The following is a 15,135-nucleotide window of genomic DNA, read 5'->3' as shown; positions in this document are numbered from 1 at the left end:
TTTGCAAATGCAAAGAATGTAAATTTAATGCAAATGGTAATACTTATCACTTATATTCACCCGCGAAATAACTAAGAGGGAATCGCATTCAACAAGCATGTGACCCGAAAAATAATAATCGGAGTGAAAGGATATGTTTACTAAGAGCCATTTGGCGCTAGTGATCGGTGCGGTGTTAGCAACACCTGCAGTGGCGGACGTTCAAACAGACGAACATGTAGTTGTAGAAGGTCGAGAGTTCGGCTACAAGGCGGATACAAACAGTACAGCAATGCGCATGGAAATGACGCAGCTGGAAACGCCAGGACAAGTAGCGGTTATCGATGAAACGGTAATTGATGAGCAGCGTGCAAGTACACTTGGTGAAGTGCTACGTAACGATGCAAGTGTTAGCGCGGGTGGTACAAGCCGTAACCGCGAACGTTTCTCTCTACGTGGTTTTGAACTTAGCAGTTCAGACGGTTTTCTTCGTGATGGCCGTCAACACTGGTCACACTACCGTCAGCCAATTGAGCTTTTAGAGCGTGTTGAAGTGCTTAAAGGTCCATCAGGCTTGCTATACGGTAAATCTGAGCCGGGTGGCTTGGTAAACATGGTTTCGAAAAAACCAACAACTCAAACACAAGCTAGTTTGAGTCAAGATCTAGGTTCGAATGATCACTCACGCACGGTGCTTGATGTGAGTGGCGCGCTAAATGATGCAGAGACACTGCGCGCGCGCGCAATTTTTGCCAAAGAAAGCTACGGCTCTTGGCGCAGCTACGGCGATGGTACCGAGCCAGAAACGGATCGTACGGTTGCGGGCCTAGTGGTTGAGTACGACATCACCGACAACTTTATGGTGTCAGCGCATTACGATCGCACGAAAGACGATGGTAGTGTGGATTCTGGTGCATACATTATTGATGGCAAAGCGGTTCGCGGTGATAAGTATATCTGGGATGCGCAGTGGTCTGAAATTGATAACGATGTAGAAAACTATGGCATCGATATTAATGCTCAAGTGACTGACAATGTAAACGTAAAAGCGGGTTACAACCGCCAAGACTTTAAGCGTTTTGATGTAGAGTCTTACCCAGGTTTCGATACTTATGACCAAGATACTAAGATCGACCATTCTGGTAACGAACGCAAAGATAATTGGGTGTTTGATACTGCATATATAGATGTGACGACGGACTTTTCTCTGTTTGGTACAGATAACACGTTTTTGGTAGGTGCGAACTATCTAGAGTATACCTATGACCGTTTCCAAAAGTATTACAACCCTATAAGTATAGAAGCCGGTCAGTCTGTGCCTCGTCCTGGATACTCTGGGAAAGTTAAACAGTCCACAAGCGAGCACGACACTTGGGGTATCTACGCGCAAAACATGATGACGATTAATGATTACTGGCAAGTGCTTGCAGGTGTTCGTTATGACGAAAAGCGTGACGATGACCTGACTGAAAACCAGGTTTCTCCAAAATTTGGTGTAATTTTCCACCCAGCGACGAATGGCTCGGTTTACGTTCAGTACTCTGAAAGCTTTATGCCGCAAGGTGAAGTCAGCAGTGGTCGTGGCAAAACTTACGTGAACGATGGCGAGAAGCTAGATGCAGAGCGCGGAATTTCTTATGAAATCGGTACGAAGTGGGAACTGTTTGATCAGCGCTTATTTGTATCAGGTGCTGTGTTTGATATCACATTAGAGAACATGTCGCTGGATGTTGAAAGTGGTAAAGATGCTAGTAATAAGGTTCTACATAAGAAAACTCAAGGTGGTGAGCAAGTACACAAAGGTGCTGAGCTAATGGCCCAAGGTTTTGTGACCCCTGAGTTGTCGCTAACCGCTTCTGCAATGTACTTGGATGCAGAGCTTAAGAAGGCGGAAAGATATGAAGGTAACCGCCCTGTAGATGTGCCAGAGTTCTCGGCAAGTCTATGGTCTAGCTACAAGGTTCAAGACAACACTAACTTAAACCTCGGTTTGATTTATGAAGGTGATCGCTACGGTGATGCAGCGAATACCTTCAAGAAAGATGGCTACGCTCGCGTTGATATGGGCGTGTCATACAAACATAAGTACGATGAAAACTTGGATATCATTGCTCGATTCAATGTCGAGAATTTATTCGATACCGACTACTTCGCAGGTGGTGGTAGCACGAATAGCGAGCAAAAAGGTGCGAGTGGGGTTGTGGTTGGAGAAAGCCGCAACTACATGGCAACAATCCAGTTCAAGTACTGATAACAATTTGATTATTAAAGGGGAAGGGTAGTCTTCCCCTTTGGTCGTTTTTGGAACACAGAAATATAACTCGTATGAATCTAATGAAATCAAGTATCGCTCTGTTGATATCATCGGTTTTGATTCCCGCTCACGCGGCGAACTTAAACGATGCACAAGCTGTGCAGAGTAAAACAAACCAGTCGTCGGCGGTAAGCCAAAAACGTATTGATGCAAGCGCAGAAAAATCACTTACTCTAGAAGCTGAAATTGAGCAGCTGCAAGAGGAAGTCGGTAACTTGAAGATTTATCGCGATCATCTTGCAAGCCTTGTTGAGAGCCAAAATCAAGAAGTTGATAGCTTGAACGAGCAAATTGAGCAGATTGCTCAAACTCGTCAAGGTGTCGTGCCTTTGATGTATCACATGCTTGAAGGCTTAAAAGCGCTCGTTGCTAACGACAAACCTATACGCAAAGCGCAACGTGAGGAACGAATTGCAAAGCTGGATTCCATGATGACGCGTGCAGACGTTGCGGATGCAGAGAAGTTTCGTCGTATTTTAGAAGCGTACCAAATTGAAATGGATTACGGCACCAAGCTTGGCGTTTACCAAGGCAAGATTAACCTGGGTGACAATGAAGCTGTGGAGGCGGACATTCTCTATTTAGGGCGTTTGTCTTTGGTAGCACGTAGCTTATCTGGTGAGACATTCTGGAGCTGGTCACAGCAACAACAAGCATGGCAACAAGTGGGTTCTGAGCAAAAATCAGAGCTAGATAAAGCGTTCGCTATGGCGAATAAACAGATCGCGCCGAGTATGTTAACTCTGCCAGTGTCGTTAACCGCTGCGGAGGGCAAATAAATGATGAAAAAATGGTTATCGGTTGCACTAATCTCGACAGCCGCATTAATGCCTCATACAACTGTTGCTAGTGATGCGTTGTTACAAAAGGCGCAGCAAGAAAATCGTCAACAGCAATCGCACAATGTCGCGCGTGAATCAGGTTTTAAGAAAACAGAGCAAGAGCTACAGGCTATAAAGAATAAATTGGCCGCAGAGCGAGCGGCTCTTCAAGCAGAAGCGGACTCATTAAGTGTTACTTTCGGTGAAAACGAAGCGGAACTGGCGCAGCTAGAAGAAAAGCTACGTCTAGAAACCGGGAGCTTAGGTGAGCTATTTGGCGTCGTTCGCCAGAACGCAAAAGAGCTAGAGTCAGAGCTCAAGAGCTCAGTAACGGGTGTTGATGCAAATTCATATCAGAAAGATATCGATGCTATTGTTGCAGCTAAATCACTGCCAACGTTGACCCAACTTCAGGCGATGTGGCGCAGCATGGAAGAACAAATCAAAGCAAGTGGTGAGATGGCAAACGTCTCTTTCACACTGCTAAATGGCGAAGGTCGTGAACAAACGGTTAATGGTGTTCGTCTTGGTTCTATGGCGCTGCTGGATGACACTGGCTACGTTAAGTGGAATGGTCAACGCGGAGATGCGGTAAACTATCTTCGTCAGCCTGAAAGCGGTCCAACAGCGAATACTATTTCCTCTGGTGACATTGATGCGCTTGTCATTGACCCGTCACGCGGCATTCTTCTTGAGCAGCTCGCAAACTCACCGACTTTGGCTGATCGCCTAAATGCAGGCGGCGTTGTCGGTAAAATCATCCTTGGTTTATTAGCTATCGGCCTATTGATTGCTCTCGTACGTGGTGCATCTCTGATGATTTCGCGCCAGAAAATCATGAAGCAACTGAAAACTCCAGCACAGCCAGGAGACAACCCTTTGGGTCGTGTGCTTGCGGTGTATCAGAAAGATAAGCATCGCAGCGTAGAAGCGTTAGAACTACGTCTTTTGGAAGCCGTTGTTGATGAGCAAACCCACCTAGAAAAAGGGTTGTCGATGCTGAAGCTTCTTGCTGCGCTGGCTCCTATGCTTGGTCTACTGGGCACGGTAACGGGTATGATCGAAACCTTCCAAGTCATCACTCAATTTGGTAATGGTGATCCGAAAGTAATGGCGGGTGGTATTTCGATGGCGCTTGTAACTACTGTACTTGGCCTTGTTTCAGCCATGCCATTGTTATTGGCGCACAACGTATTGAGCTCTCAAGCAGAAAATATTCGCAGTATCTTAGAAAAGCAAGGTATCGGTTTAGTTGCAGAACAAGCTGAGCGTGATATGCCGAGCAACAAAAGTCATTCTAACACCTTAGCGGAGAACGCAGCGTAATGGAGCAGATCCTACTCAGCACATTGGGTTTGATCAGTGAGGATTGGGCCACAACCTTGATGAGCTTTATGCAGCAAGGTGGTCAAATCCTATGGTGGCTGGCTGCCGTCGTGGCGGTGTGCTGGCTGTTGGTTATGGAGCGAGTTATTTATCTCACAACGGTTTTCCCTGGGGTAAAGAAACAGCTTTGTGAGCAGTGGCAAGCAAGATCAGAGCACCACTCTTGGTACGCGCATCAAATCCGTGAAGGATGGATTGCAAAAGCGCAAATCGAACTGCGCCAAAACCTATCGACTATTAAGCTGCTTGTGGCGGTTTGCCCAATGCTAGGGTTGTTAGGGACGGTGACGGGCATGATTACGGTGTTTGACGTAATGGCATCGCAAGGCAGCAGCAATCCGAAATTGATGGCTTCTGGTATCTCACTTGCTACGCTGCCAACCATGGCGGGTATGGTAGCAGCGCTGGCGGGCATGTTTATTCATGCTCGCCTTAGCAAAGTGTGTGAACGAAAAGCTATCCAGTTAGAACAATCTTTAAGGAGTCAAAAGTGAGACTCGGACGCAGACCTAACCAACAAGATGAAGCTCAAGTCGATTTAACGTCGATGCTTGATATCGTCTTCATCATGTTGATCTTCTTCATTGTGACCAGTTCGTTTGTACGTGAATCCGGTGTAGAAGTGAACCGCCCTCAGGCTTCTAATGTGGTAAGCCAAAAAGATGCGGGCATTTTTATCGCGGTAACGGCAGCAAATGACGTGTACATCGACAAACGAGTGGTTGATATTGAGCGTGTTGAGGCCTCTATTGAGCACTTGTTACTTGATCAGCCTGATGCTTCGTTAGTTATCCAAGCTGACGAGCATGCTTATAATGGCACTGTCGTGAAAGTGATGGACGCTGCAAAAGCGGCGGGCGTGAAAAACATCGCATTGGCGGCGGAGAAACCTTAATGGGCAGGCTGTTACTTGCACTACCAGCATCACTGTTAATTTCTGTGAGCCTGTTTAGCTTTATGGCGTGGATGGTTGATAAAGGCAACCAGCGTGCGCCAGAAGCTTCAGAAGCCGTTCGTTTTGATATGGTGATGGTAGAGAATGAAGCAGACGTGCAGCGCCGTCAACGTTCAGTGCCGGAGCAACCAGAACCACCCCAAGCGCCGGAGCCAATGGATCTGTCTCAAGCTGACACTCAAATGGAGCCAATGAGCCAGATGACGCCAGTCAGTGCTTTAGGTTTGAACACTGCCCTTGAAGGTATCGCGATCAGTGCGCCAAACTTGAAGGGAACAATGGGCAACCAACAAGCACTGCCGTTGTATCGTGTTGATCCTCGCTATCCAAGTAAGGCGCTGAAACGTAGAGTTGAAGGCTATGTCATTATGCGTTTCACGATCGATGCAACTGGACGACCAAAAGATATTGAAGTGATCGAGGCTGAGCCACAGCGTATGTTCGAAAGAGAAGCGATTCGTGCGCTTAAAAAATGGAAGTATCAGCCAAAAGTTGAGGATGGTGTGTCAATTGAGCAGTATGGACAAACCGCTAAAGTGGAGTTCAAGTTAGCCAAATGATGAAAAAATTCTTAATCGGTACGGTATTAAGCCTGAGTGCACTTTCAACCATTGCCAGTGAGTTAAGCCAATACACTGCCGCGAGAGTTCAACGAGCACACAACTTGGCTCAAGAGGAGAAGCTAAAAGAAGCGATTTCATCTCTTGAAGCTATGGAGCTTTCTCGTGGATATGACCAAGCTTATGTCGCTCGAATGTTGGGTATTTTTTACTGGCAGAATGAACAAACTCAAGCAGCAATTAAGCAACTTGAGTTGGCAGTCAATAGTGGTTTGCTACAAGATGAGCAAGCATGGCAAACCCGAAAAATGTTGGCCGATATACTGCTGAACGAGCAACGCTTTTCTAAGGCGTTACCTCATTACTATGCCTTGAGCAAAAACATTCCTAAAGGTCAAAAAGCGCATGAGCTATGGCTGCGTATTTCCCAATCTCATTATCAACTGAGTCAGTGGCAGAAAGTGCTTTCAGCAATGGCTCGTTATGAGAAGTTTGGTCAGCCAGACAAGCTTGGCGCATTGTCGATAAAGCTTTCTGCTGAGCTAGAACTGAAAAAGTGGAAGCCGGCAATCTCGACCATCAAACGATTGATCGCGATTGAACCCGAGCGAATTGAATGGTGGCGTCAGCTTGTTGCTCTTTACCTGCGTGTTGATGACAACAAACGTGCTCTGGACTCTTTGGCGTTGGCAAAACTGAAAGGGTTACAACTTAGCCAAGATGACTTAAAGCTGCTGGCACAATTGTACGCGAAACGAGGTATTCCTGAGAGAGCTGCGTTGGTGATGAACGAGCTAGAGGATGTAAACTCGAATAGTAAACTGAAAGCTCAGCAAGCGACGTATTGGCAAATGGCAAAAGAGTGGGAAGAGTCTATCGATAGTTGGCGTGTTGCTGCTCAGTTAGACCGACAGTATTACTGGAACTATTCTCAATTATTGGTGCAAGAAGGCCACTATAAAGATGCCCTTGCCGCGCTCGATAAGGTCAGTGGTCGTAAGGCGGATGTCGCACTTATCAAAACTCGCGCTTACTACAAACTTAAGCGGTTTGACGATGCGCTCGCTAATGCCAAAAGAGCGAATGAGATTAAACCGTCGAATCAGGCAAAAAGTTGGGTTAAGTATCTATCACAGCTACGCAAAGTAGAATCGACGCAGAACTCATAGCGAACACTTTTATTAAATACCCGAGCTCAGTCTCGGGTATTTTTTTTGTCTAAAGTAAACAATGTAAATTAAATGCCAATACGAATGATTATCACCTAAATTATGCCCCACATTTATTGGTGATGATTGTTTCTATGTTGCTTAAAAGCAAAGGTGTTCAAACTTGGGCTCGCCGCCTACATATCTATATTTCGATGGCTCTTCTCTTAGTTACGCTGTTTTTTGCAATAACTGGTATTACCCTCAATCGCCCCGAATTATTTGAACGCCGTGAACCTATCATTCAACAACATACTCTTACGGTTCCACACTCAGTTCTATTCTCACATTCAGATACCTTTCAACCTAATCGTGAAGGGCTGGTGGCTTTCTTGACTAAAGAAACCGAGCTTCGCGGCACTCCCTCCGCACTAGATGTGTATACCGAAGTTGAGCAAGGTGAGTTGTTACTCGGAGAGCTGTCTATGGATTTTAAAGGCCCAGGTTATAACGCTACGGTCTTTATTGATATGACCACCGGTGCGGCAGAGGTTGAAACGACGCACTACGGTATTGTTGCGCTGCTGAACGATCTACATAAAGGCCGCAACAGTGGTGGGATTTGGAAGTGGTTTATCGACGTCACTGCGCTTTTGATGGTGTTTTTTGTTCTAACAGGTGTGTGCTTATTACTGCCTAAGAAGAAGACGCTTAGAACGTCAATGCAATGGATGAGCTTTGGTACGTTACTGTCGCTCGTGATTTATTTTGTTGCTGTTCCATAACAGCTTTTTTTGAGAACACTTATGTTGAACACAGGAAGATTTTTCCGCCGTAATCACTTTTGTAAAGCCGCTTTGATCGCGGCTTTTGCTCCTTTCTCTCTTTCTGCGGCTCCTCTACCAGATAACGCGAAGATCGATTTCGAATTCGAACTTCCAAAGATAGACACTTCAATGTACGCACGCCCTTATGTGGCGGTGTGGGTTGAAAATGACCAGCGTAAACCGGTTAAAACCATTCAGCTATGGGTAGGAAAAGACGAATGGCTAAAAGACCTGCGCAGCTGGTGGAGAAAAGCGGGTCGTTATGATCGTGAACTTGTTGATGCGGTGACGTCTGCAACGCGCCCTGCTGGACAGTACCGTTTTGTCTGGGACGGAACCAATGATGCAGGAAAGCGTTTGGAGCAAGGAAATTACACGTTGTACGTCGAAGTTGTTCGTGAACATGGTGGGCGAAACTACTTACGTCAAAAAATAACGCTAGCGGACAGTGAAGTGCGCTATGAGCTTAAACCAACTCAAGAGACGGGTGTCATCACCGTCAATTATCAAGTTAAGTGATTAAAGGACACAACAATGAAAACCAAAATCAAAGCAGTGGCATTGGCGAGTGTAATGGCAATGGGATTGGCTGCAACAACCACCGCACAAGCGCATCCACGTTGGGTTCTGCCTTCTCACTTTACGGTTTCAAAAGAAGGCGGTGACTGGCTGACATTTGATGTTACTGCTTCTCACGGGACGTTTGTTTTTGATAAGCCTGCGGGTAGTGACCAAGCGTTCGTGGTGATGCCGGATGGCCGTTCTGAGCGTCCTAACTTTGTTGTTCGTGGCAAACGTCGTTCTATGTTTGATTTCTTTTTTACGGAAGAAGGCACGCACAAAGTCGCGATCAATAATCAGCTGAGCTACTACACCCAATACAAAGCGGGTCGTCGTGATACGGTGAAATGGGCGCGAGCAAACAAAGCTGAGCGTCATGATGTACTTCCAAAACAGGCGCGTGATGTGGTTACACAACTGAGCTACACCCGAGCAGAAAGCTACATCACGGTTGGTATGCCAACGGAAAAAGCGTTGGAGATTGAAGGAAAAATGCTGGAGATGAAGCCAGTCACGCATCCATCGGACATCATTGAAGGTGAACCAGTCACTTTCCAGTTTTTCTTCAATGGTGAGCCACAAGAGGGCGTCACAGCGGAGATCACACGTGAAGGCACTATGTACCGAAACCATCAAGAACAAATCGATGTGGTGAGTGATGAAGATGGCAAAGTGATCTTCACGCCAGAGGTCGCAGGGCGCTACTTAATGAAAGCGAACTACAAAGGTGAATTAAAAGATAATCCATTGGCGGATAAAGCGAGTGCCAATGTTCACCTTACGTTTGAAACTCAACTTAACTAATCGAATTAGGCTCAGCAATCGCTGGGCCATTTTGGAATCATCATGAATAACACTTCTCTTCTCAAAGCTGCTTTGCTTTTTTCTGGATTTGCTTCTTTTCACGCTGCTGCACACTTCCCTCTGATGAGTTGTCACTTGGCGCAAGATAAAGTGATTTGTGAAGCGGGCTACTCGGATGGATCGACAGCGGTCGACTACGATGTCGAAATGTACGATTACGACGACAATCTGATCGCCAAAGAAAAAACAGATAAGCGTTCCATCGCAGAATTTACTCACCCTGAAACAGATTTCTATTTGGTATTTGATGCCGGACATGAAAGCCCGGTGGAAGTGGATATCGTTGAGCTGAAAGAGAAATGAGTGTACAGAAAGTTCGCCCTGATGATGGTAACCGAGAAGGAAAGTGGGTCGCACTGACAATCGCAGCGATTCTCAGTTCAGCAGCCATACTTATGCCCTACCATCAGGTTGCGACTGAAAAGCCAGACATACAGGCTCATCAAGTTTTAATCACGGACTTACATCAAAACGAGTTGGGTTTGATCGCTGAACTTAAGCTTGCTCATGAAGAGATTCGTGATTTGCAGCTAGAAACTGGAACTTGGCCTGAGGTCTCTGACATGGAGGCGCTTTGGATTGCTCCATTCGTAAAAGACCAAAACTGGAAGCGCAAAGGGTCTCATCAGTGGAAACGAATCGATGACGGAGTCTACATTGGCATGAAGAAAAATGCCCAAGGTTCTGCCTCTATGCTTCTGGATAGCCGTGGCTCTCAAGCTGATATTTGGTTTAGTGATTCTAGCCGATCGTTAAATGCGGAGGTACTAAGCGATCTAGCAAAACGCCGCCAGCATGGCTGGCAACAAATCGTTCTGTCAGATTCCTCTTCTTCCCATTCTCACGCCCATTAAGACAACATAATTGATAAGTACTATGATCAAACGCTCTCTTTTACGTCGTATTCTTACAGCCACCGTGTTATTGACGGTGTCTTCTACAGGCTTTGCTGCCGATAAACTCAGTATTGGTATTACGCTTCAACCTTATTACAGCTATGTCAAAGCTGTTGTTGATGACAAGGCGAACATCATTCCTCTGGTCGATGCTGGTTTTAACCCTCATAACTATTTACCGCAACCCAATGATCTTAAACGTTTGAATGAAATGGATGCGATAGTGATCAATGGTATTGGTCATGACGATTTTGCACTGAAAGTGATCAAAGCCTCTCAGCGTGATGATCTCGTGGTTATCGAAGCGAACAAAGAAGTGCCTCTGTTACCGGCGATGGGGCAGTCAGTTGGTCAAGGTGCAGTGAACCCTCACACCTTTGTTGGTCTATCGACCACTATTCAAAAGGTTTACACCATCGCGAGTGAGCTAAGTAAACTGGACCCAGACAACGCTACTTTTTATCGCCAAAATGCTCGTAAATATGCGAAAACTTTCCGCCTGATGAAGCGTGATGCAATGTTGTCTCTTGGTGAGTTGGACACGGCTGGTATGAAGTTGGCGACAACCCATAATGCTTACGGCTATATCCTTCAGGAGTTTGGTGTTGACGTCGCAGCTGTCATTGAGCCTGCTCATGGCGTTGAACCAAGTGCCAGTCAGTTGCAGGAAACGATTGAGAAAATTCGTGAATCGGGCATTGATGTGCTGTTCTATGAGCTCAATATGCCGAACCGTTTTGTTGATACCATCGAAGAGGCGACAGGGGTGCAGCTTTATCGCTTTTCTCACATGACTCACGGTGAGTATGAGGCTGATAAAGTCGAGGTTGAGATGCGAGATAACGTGGAAACGCTTATTGAAGCAATGAAGTTTGTTGCGAGCAAGCGAGCAGGGGAAAAGGCGTAATGACTGGACCTTCCGTTTCCTTAAGTAACGTGGGCCTAAAATACGCCGACAATATTATTTTGCAGAACATCAGCGCTGAATTCGAGAGCGCTAAATGCCACGTTATCATGGGGCCGAATGGTGGTGGGAAAACCTCTTTGCTTCGTTCGATACTTGGGCTAACACCATTTTCGGGAAACATTGAACTCAATTGGCCAGAGCCATCAGCTGCATCGGGTAAGATAGGATATGTACCACAAAAGGCGATGTTCGAGGCAAGCCTCCCGTTAACCGTGATGGATTTTGTGCTGCTTAATCAAACCCGTATTCCTCTATTTTGGCGACGTAAAACAAAGCAAACTCAACATGCTCTGGCCCAGCTTGATCGTGTGGGCATGGCAACGCGTTGCGATCGTCGTATGGGGCAACTCTCTGGCGGAGAGCAACAGCGTGTTTTGTTTGCGCAAGCTTTACTGGATGAGCCCAATTTATTGGTTTTAGATGAACCTACAACTGGGATGGACGAGCAAGGTGTTCGGTACCTTGAAGGTTTGATTCATGAAGTCGTTGGAGAAGGCAAAACGGTACTGGCAGTACACCATGACGTGACCGCAGTGCGCCGTTTAGATGCGCAGGTCCATGTCGTAAATCGTCAAATTGTGGCGTCAGGGCACCATTCAGATGTATTAAGTCCCGATCGTATAGAAACATTATTCAAGCACTACACAGCAAAAGTGGAGGCTGCATAATGAATTGGTTACGAGAGTTAGCGGTTAGCGGCGTTGAAGCTGGATGGTTAAGCGATAGCTTTTCTTATGCCTTCATGGTGAACGCAATTGTGGCAGCGCTGATATTAGGACCGTTACTTGGTGGCCTTGGTACATTAGTAATCGCCAAGCGACTGGCTTTTTTCTCCGAAGCGGTTGGGCACGCTGCGCTTACCGGAATCGCGATTGGTGTGTTACTCGGTGAGCCGCCAGAGAATCCGATCATCGGATTGTTTAGCTTTTGTATGATTTTTGCGCTGTTGCTTCACTTTGTTCGTAATCGTACGAATGTACCTTACGACACACTGGTTGGGGTTTTTCTTGCACTAGCGTTAGCGGTTGGTGCTGCGCTGTTAATGTACGTCGCTCGTAAGATCAACATTCACATGTTGGAGAACGTGTTGTTTGGATCGATCTTGACGGTGACGGACAACGATATCCTTATTTTAGCGATCAGTTGTTTGACCATATTACTGCTTCTTATTCCTACGTTTAACCGCATTTTGCTGACTTGTATCAGCCCGGATATTGCACGTGTACGCGGCTTTAATACCAGCTTTTATGATTACTTATTTGTCATGATGATCACCTTGGTCACCATCGCCGCGGTAAAGATTATTGGCGCGGTATTGGTTGGTGCATTGCTACTGATTCCTGGTGCAACGGCTAGGTTATTGACTAAACGCATGGGCAGTTTCGTTCTCCTTTCTTCTTTATTGGCAACCATTGCGTGTTTAGTCGGAACCATACTGCCGATGGAGCTTGAGCTACCAGTGCCATCAGGCGCATCCATCATCATTGTTTCTGCGGCCTTTTTCCTAACAGCAACGGTTTACCGAATTATCCAAAAAGCGTAACCCTTTTTATAAAGTAATGAACATGAAGATAAAAAAATTAGCGATAACTTTTGGTTTGGTTATAGCGACGACACTTCCATCGTTGGCAAGCGCCAAAGACATTTTAACCAGCACTCCCGTCACGTACATGTTGTCTGAGCAGCTCATGAAAGGTACAGGGATAGAGACTCAGTATCTGCCTCCAAAGCGTTACGGCGTTGAGCGTCTTGAGAACTGGTTCGCAAATAAAGGTACAGAGCAAGTTAAGCAAGCGGGTCAAGCCGCGACGGTTGCTATTACTCTTGGTGCGATTTGGAAACAAGACCCGACTTATGTTTACGCTCGACAGGGCAACATTCACTTGATTGAAATCGATGCATCGCAGGCCATTTCTCCTAGAGCTCAAGGAGTTGCAGCACTGACATTGGAAAACGGGTCAACATCGAAGTACGCGTGGCTGAACCCTACAAACTTAATCCGAATGGCGGGCATTGTTGGAGAGGATCTACAACGTGTATATCCTGAACACCAAAAGGCGATTCAAACGAATCAACAGGCTTTTATGCTCAATGTGCGTGAACTGATCAACCAACAACAGGCAGAGATCTTCGCTAAAGGCATCGATTCAGTGGTACTGATGAGTGAGTCACTAGAGGACTTTGCCTCTGGCAACCAATTGTTTGTGGTTGGGCGCGAATTTAAGCCAGAACTCGAGTGGACAGAAGAAGACAAATTATCTTTAAAAGCTCAGTTTGAACAAGATAAAACGCTATGGTTAGTGACGGATAAACGACCGTCGAAAACCTTGACATCGCTTATTAAACCGAGTCGTATACTGCAAATTGATGTTATTGACCGCTGGGGCAGTAAGGGTATCAAAACTGAGAAGCCACTCGCACGTTGGGAGATGTGACACGTAAAAAGCCACAGATTTTATGATGGGGAATGAAAAGTTCCCTATTTTTTTGTGACTTAGTTCAAAACGTGAGCATTAATACCACTGGTTGCATAAGAAAGTGTTTGTTTCATTTCTATTTCATTACTACTTTGTTATGTGTTCGTTGCGATTGATTCGGATTTAATCTGTCTCTAAGCGAACCGGTACAAACAACTATACGGATGTTAACAATGAAAATGAAAACTCTAGCCGTTGCAGTGGCGGCACTAGCATGTGGTTCACAGGCCTTCGCAGCAGAAGTTTATAACAGCGATGGTACATCTTTATCGATCGGCGGTCACGTTTCAGTTGGCGTGGGTGAGTACTACGAGGAAGATGTGAAAGTTCATCAAGTGTCTCCACGTATTAACGTCGCGGGTAAGAAAGACATTGGCAACGGTATCACTATCGACGCTAAAGGCGAATGGGCGCTTAACTACCTAAATGGTGGTGAACAGTCATTCAAAACTCGTCTAGGTTACATCGGTGCAACTCACGAGCAGTACGGTCGCCTTGTTGCAGGTACTCAATGGTCACCTTACTACGATGTCGCTGGTGTTGCGGATCTACCAATCGCGTTTGCGAACGACTTTTTGTACGACAACCACGGCAACCTAGGCTCAGCTCGTGCTGATAAAATGCTTAGCTACCGTAAAGGTTTTGAATTTGGTGAAGGCTTTGCTTTCAACCTAGGTCTAGGTTGGCAAGGTGAGCAAACTTCAGATGCAACAACATACGAGCAACGTGGTCAAGTTGCACTGAGCGGTTCTGTAGCTGGCTTTGGCCTAGGCTACGTATACAGCGGCGGTGATGTTAAAAACGCGACTCTAGGTACTAAGAACGCTGAATCACACCTATTCTCTGTAAACTACGGTCAGTACGGTTCAGGTCTATACGCAGCAGTAGTATACGGTATGAACGATTACTTCTACGAGATGCGTAAAGAGACTTCTCAAATTGAAGCTCTTTTGGCATACGGCGTGAACGATTGGACATTCAGCGTTAACTACGAAGGCGTAGAAGACGAAGAAGACAACAAGACAGTTTCAAGCGAAACTGCGCTACAAGCAGAGTACGCTGTAACTCCTGCTTTCGTAACGTTTGCTGCTTACCAGTTTGACCTAGGTAACGATTACACTAGCGAAGAGAACGACTACTGGACTCTAGGTGCTCGTTACTACTTCTAATAAATAGGCCAGTTTCTACTGCCTAAACACATTTATTGTGTTAACGCCTACTCGTTGTGAGTAGGCGTTTTTCTTTCTGCTTTCCGTTGGTCATAAGAGACACTGGTAATGATGTGCTTAGGTACCCCAACTCTCTGTTTAGAGAGCGCGTCTATAAAAAATGCCCGCAAGTTGCGGGCATTTTTGTTGTTAGAGATGCAGTTCAATTGAA

17 protein-coding genes are annotated in these 15,135 nt (G+C 46.0%); all 17 read left to right on the top strand.

What is annotated here, in order from left to right; all coding sequences use genetic code 11:
• Window positions 1-133 precede the first annotated feature (133 nt).
• The 17 genes from ACZ5ZC_RS02780 (at window position 134) to ACZ5ZC_RS02700 (ending at window position 14,924) form a co-directional block, all read left to right on the top strand.
• Complete coding sequence (locus tag ACZ5ZC_RS02780) at window positions 134-2,230, top strand: TonB-dependent siderophore receptor (protein ID WP_065645575.1); 2,097 nt, start codon at window positions 134-136, stop codon at window positions 2,228-2,230.
• A 74-nt stretch (window positions 2,231-2,304) separates the two neighbouring features.
• The gene (locus tag ACZ5ZC_RS02775) at window positions 2,305-3,072 is read left to right on the top strand and encodes a DUF3450 domain-containing protein (RefSeq protein ID WP_054574483.1); all 768 of its coding nucleotides are present in this window, start codon (window positions 2,305-2,307) and stop codon (window positions 3,070-3,072) included.
• Window positions 3,073-4,440, top strand: coding sequence for a MotA/TolQ/ExbB proton channel family protein (locus ACZ5ZC_RS02770; protein WP_054866882.1), 1,368 nt, complete (start codon window positions 3,073-3,075; stop codon window positions 4,438-4,440). It abuts the gene before it with no gap.
• A complete protein-coding gene (locus ACZ5ZC_RS02765; RefSeq protein ID WP_017635540.1) occupies window positions 4,440-4,994 on the top strand; it encodes a MotA/TolQ/ExbB proton channel family protein in 555 nt (184 codons plus the stop codon). The genes ACZ5ZC_RS02770 and ACZ5ZC_RS02765 overlap by 1 nt, the downstream gene beginning before the upstream one ends.
• Window positions 4,991-5,395 carry an ExbD/TolR family protein gene (locus tag ACZ5ZC_RS02760; RefSeq protein WP_005374257.1) on the top strand — a complete coding sequence of 135 codons (405 nt, stop codon included), beginning with the start codon at window positions 4,991-4,993 and terminating at the stop codon, window positions 5,393-5,395. The genes ACZ5ZC_RS02765 and ACZ5ZC_RS02760 overlap by 4 nt, the downstream gene beginning before the upstream one ends.
• Window positions 5,395-6,015 carry an energy transducer TonB gene (locus ACZ5ZC_RS02755; protein WP_006741220.1) on the top strand — a complete coding sequence of 207 codons (621 nt, stop codon included), beginning with the start codon at window positions 5,395-5,397 and terminating at the stop codon, window positions 6,013-6,015. The genes ACZ5ZC_RS02760 and ACZ5ZC_RS02755 overlap by 1 nt, the downstream gene beginning before the upstream one ends.
• Window positions 6,012-7,184, top strand: a complete 1,173-nt coding sequence (locus ACZ5ZC_RS02750; protein WP_054866885.1) for a tetratricopeptide repeat protein — start codon at window positions 6,012-6,014, stop codon at window positions 7,182-7,184. Before ACZ5ZC_RS02755 ends, ACZ5ZC_RS02750 begins: the two co-directional genes overlap by 4 nt.
• Before the next feature lie 134 nt (window positions 7,185-7,318).
• Window positions 7,319-7,948, top strand: coding sequence for a PepSY-associated TM helix domain-containing protein (locus ACZ5ZC_RS02745; protein ID WP_085344263.1), 630 nt, complete (start codon window positions 7,319-7,321; stop codon window positions 7,946-7,948).
• Between the two features lie 21 nt (window positions 7,949-7,969).
• Window positions 7,970-8,509, top strand: a complete 540-nt coding sequence (locus ACZ5ZC_RS02740; protein ID WP_006741224.1) for a DUF2271 domain-containing protein — start codon at window positions 7,970-7,972, stop codon at window positions 8,507-8,509.
• Window positions 8,510-8,524: 15 nt separating this feature from the next.
• Entirely contained in the window at window positions 8,525-9,355 is an 831-nt protein-coding gene (locus tag ACZ5ZC_RS02735; RefSeq protein WP_054866886.1) for a DUF4198 domain-containing protein, read from the top strand.
• Between the two features lie 42 nt (window positions 9,356-9,397).
• Window positions 9,398-9,718, top strand: coding sequence for a hypothetical protein (locus tag ACZ5ZC_RS02730; protein WP_046873904.1), 321 nt, complete (start codon window positions 9,398-9,400; stop codon window positions 9,716-9,718).
• Window positions 9,715-10,269 (top strand): DUF6162 family protein, encoded by a 555-nt coding sequence (locus tag ACZ5ZC_RS02725; protein ID WP_054866887.1) that lies wholly within the window; start codon window positions 9,715-9,717, stop codon window positions 10,267-10,269. The genes ACZ5ZC_RS02730 and ACZ5ZC_RS02725 overlap by 4 nt, the downstream gene beginning before the upstream one ends.
• Window positions 10,270-10,291: 22 nt before the next feature.
• A complete protein-coding gene (locus tag ACZ5ZC_RS02720) occupies window positions 10,292-11,218 on the top strand; it encodes a metal ABC transporter solute-binding protein, Zn/Mn family (RefSeq protein ID WP_464931745.1) in 927 nt (308 codons plus the stop codon).
• Window positions 11,218-11,946: a metal ABC transporter ATP-binding protein gene (locus tag ACZ5ZC_RS02715; protein WP_464931744.1), complete on the top strand. Its 729-nt coding sequence runs from the start codon at window positions 11,218-11,220 to the stop codon at window positions 11,944-11,946. The genes ACZ5ZC_RS02720 and ACZ5ZC_RS02715 overlap by 1 nt, the downstream gene beginning before the upstream one ends.
• Complete coding sequence (locus ACZ5ZC_RS02710) at window positions 11,946-12,821, top strand: metal ABC transporter permease (protein ID WP_464931743.1); 876 nt, start codon at window positions 11,946-11,948, stop codon at window positions 12,819-12,821. The genes ACZ5ZC_RS02715 and ACZ5ZC_RS02710 overlap by 1 nt, the downstream gene beginning before the upstream one ends.
• 22 nt (window positions 12,822-12,843) lie before the next feature.
• The gene (locus ACZ5ZC_RS02705) at window positions 12,844-13,713 is read left to right on the top strand and encodes a metal ABC transporter solute-binding protein, Zn/Mn family (RefSeq protein WP_464931742.1); all 870 of its coding nucleotides are present in this window, start codon (window positions 12,844-12,846) and stop codon (window positions 13,711-13,713) included.
• A gap of 215 nt (window positions 13,714-13,928) precedes the next feature.
• Window positions 13,929-14,924, top strand: coding sequence for a porin (locus ACZ5ZC_RS02700; protein ID WP_006741232.1), 996 nt, complete (start codon window positions 13,929-13,931; stop codon window positions 14,922-14,924).
• Window positions 14,925-15,135 lie beyond the last annotated feature (211 nt).

The sequence above is a fragment of the Vibrio sp. JCM 18905 genome (assembly GCF_055393305.1).
Note: the sequence above shows the minus strand (reverse complement) of the source record. Positions and strands in the feature narration are given on the sequence as shown.